The organism is Clostridium sp., from assembly GCF_032552055.1.
Classification (GTDB): domain Bacteria; phylum Bacillota; class Clostridia; order Clostridiales; family Clostridiaceae; genus Clostridium.
In genome coordinates this window covers 1-2,374 of the sequence record NZ_JAWGSV010000355.1, presented here as the reverse complement: position 1 = coordinate 2,374, position 2,374 = coordinate 1, and the positions used below count along the sequence as shown (strand labels likewise).

3 protein-coding genes are annotated in these 2,374 nt (G+C 26.1%); all 3 read right to left on the bottom strand.

Annotated features, from left to right (window positions below):
* Window positions 1–276: 276 nt before the first annotated feature.
* Entirely contained in the window at window positions 277–810 is a 534-nt protein-coding gene (locus tag E6248_RS15430; RefSeq protein WP_316341655.1) for a hypothetical protein, read from the bottom strand.
* Between the two features lie 211 nt (window positions 811–1,021).
* Complete coding sequence (locus E6248_RS15425) at window positions 1,022–1,702, bottom strand: hypothetical protein (RefSeq protein WP_316341654.1); 681 nt, start codon at window positions 1,700–1,702, stop codon at window positions 1,022–1,024.
* Between the two features lie 2 nt (window positions 1,703–1,704).
* Window positions 1,705–2,223: a sigma-70 family RNA polymerase sigma factor gene (locus E6248_RS15420; protein ID WP_316341653.1), complete on the bottom strand. Its 519-nt coding sequence runs from the start codon at window positions 2,221–2,223 to the stop codon at window positions 1,705–1,707.
* Between the last annotated feature and the right edge of the window lie 151 nt (window positions 2,224–2,374).

The following is a 2,374-nucleotide window of genomic DNA, read 5'->3' as shown; positions in this document are numbered from 1 at the left end:
TATTAATACTTTGTAAATATATATATTAAATTTATGGAAATTTTTCCTTCACCTACCTTACTCCACCTTATAGAAAACTTACATATGAGCACTGAAAATCAAGGGATATAAGTATATTTCAAAAGTTATTTACAGAGTAATCCTTATAATTTTAGAAAAATAAAAATGGCTATCTTTAGACAACCATTTAATACTTGATAATATAATTCTTCTTTTCGCGAAATATTCTTTCTTAGTGAATACCTTATTCATCATCATAAATAATTATATCAATTGCTATATGTTCTTTATATACTCTTGACATTTTTCAATTATATCTGAAAGTATTTTAATATCCTTATTAACATCTCCTGTTTCCATAGAATGATTGCAATCATCATATAAATACAGTTCTATTTCTTTATTCTTGCATTCTGCCACTAAGTCTTTAGTATTCATCATTGGATCTTCTTTGCCTGAGAAAACTACTACATCACCATCTATAAACTGTAACGTTTCGTTAACTGGTGTAAGATAGATATGTTTAATATTCTTAGGTAAATTAGTAGCTATTACCCCTGCTAATATAGTTCCAATACTTTTAGATACAAATAATATAGTATCATAATTAGACCAATTTATATCCTTAGTTGCTTCCTCTGCTTTCTTTATAGCTATATCAAAGGCTGGTTGTTTTTCTTTAGGCAATTCCCCATAAGAAATACTTACAATATCGTAATTTTCTTTACTTAATATCTTTTTTGTATAGTATAAAAGTGGTTTGTCACTATTGTAATTCATTCCTGGAAACATTACTGCTAACTTTTTCATATCTAAATCCTTTCTTACTTAACATAATTTTATATAGTACTTTATTTAACATTCTATTCCCCTAAAACCATATCTTAACTCGCAATTAATTTTACCATTTATTTATATTTAATCCAATATTGATATAATGAAAATATTATTCATAAATTACAATCTTACATAAAAAGAAATCCAGCAAAGCCGAATTTCATATTATTTAAATTTATATACTCTACCTATAATCCCTATTTTTTATTGTTAATTTTATTTCTCTTGAATCATTAATATCTTCTGTAATCGATTCTCCATCTTTAATATAGTCTATAGCCTTTGGAGAAATACTTACAACTATTTCTTCATTATTGTATTCACTTTTTTCAAAATTTATTTTTGTTAATGAGTAGCCATAATATATACCATCTTCATTAGGCCCCCCCGTTGCTAATCCACCCCCTTGTTCAACAATGAATCCATCCCCTTTTACATCTAGTGAAAGACTAAAAATTGTTGGCTCTTTAAAATCAAGTTCTCCTTCAACCTTATATACTATTAATAATTGTTCTCCCCTAAAATCAACAGCCTCAATATTAATAATATGATTTTCTGTATGAAATTCTTCTTTAACTACTAAGCCATTTTCTGTATATTTAATTCCTAATCCCCATTGGTTATTTAATACTTTAAGTACTGGACCAACTATAGGTATTTCTTCTGCAATGGAAGGTTTAACAAAATTAGTTCCTATCAATAATGCAAAAACTAATCCAGCAGCTTTCAATATATTTTTTCTAATCTTCCTCTTACTATCGGATTCTATGTCCCTATATATATTATTAACCTTTGCTCTTAATGAATTGGGTATCTTAATATCATCTTCACTATACATATTCTTTAAGCTTTTATCTAAATCCATAATTACATTATCTCCTTTCCATTTATACTTTCAGAAATTTTAGTTTTTGCCCTAGATAGCCTTGATTTAACAGTTCCCTCTGGTATTCCAATAAGCTCTGAAACTTCACTTATCTTTAAATCTTCAAAATAAAATAATACTATAACTAGTCTTAATTCCTCTGGCAATGAATCTACAGCAATTTTCAAATCTAAATTTTCATATTTATCATTGTATTGCTCTTCTATAACCTTATCTAGACTTATACACTTCTTATTAAAGTTATAAATTTTATTACATTCATTTATAAGAATCTTTATAATCCAAGTTTTAAATAGTTCCTCTTTTCTCAAAGTCTTAATATTAGAATATGCCTTTAAAATAGTATTTTGTATTGCATCTTCTATATCATCTTCACTACTTAAAATACCTTTTGCTACTCTATATATACTTTTAATATTTTCTTCTATTAATTTAGTGAAGGCTTTTCCATTTCCCTTCTTAGCCTTGTACACTAAATCTAATTTATACCCCTCAAACATCTACTTGCCCCCTTATCTATTCTTACTTATTAGATATACAATGATGATAAAAAGTTCATACATTTTAAAATAAAAATAATAAAAGAGAATTCTATTTTATCTAGAATCCTCTTCTATTATTTTATCATCAATTTCTTATTGAATATTTAAA

Excerpts from the sequence above, each read along its gene's own strand:
- E6248_RS15430 (WP_316341655.1), bottom strand. The coding sequence starts at position 810 with ATGAAAAAGTTAGCAGTAATGTTTCCAGGAATGAATTACAATAGTGAC.
- E6248_RS15425 (WP_316341654.1), bottom strand. The coding sequence starts at position 1,702 with ATGGATTTAGATAAAAGCTTAAAGAATATGTATAGTGAAGATGATATT.
- E6248_RS15420 (WP_316341653.1), bottom strand. The coding sequence starts at position 2,223 with ATGTTTGAGGGGTATAAATTAGATTTAGTGTACAAGGCTAAGAAGGGA.